General features: G+C 63.0%; 1 protein-coding gene. It reads left to right on the forward strand.

Going from position 1 to position 254, the window contains the following annotated elements:
• Positions 1–254: CocE/NonD family hydrolase (locus tag AC0IYH_RS32805; RefSeq protein WP_471838547.1), on the forward strand; the 254-nt coding region annotated here is incomplete at both ends.

The raw sequence follows: 254 nt of genomic DNA on the forward strand, positions 1-254 counted from the left end.
GTTGTGGAAGACGCCCTATAACGAGCTGTCGTACAAGACCGCGACCAGCCGTCGCGCGCTGGAGGCGGTGAAGCGCGGCTACGCCTTCGTCGTGCAGAACGAGCGCGGGCGCTATTACTCGGAAGGGACGTACGAGATTCTCGGTCTGCCGCAGACCGATGGCTACGACACGCTGACGTGGATCGCGAAACAGCCCTGGTCGAATGGCAAGGTCGGCACGGTCGGCTGTTCCTCGTCAGCGGAATGGCAGTTGG

Source organism: Pseudomonas sp. AC463 (genome assembly GCF_979253585.1).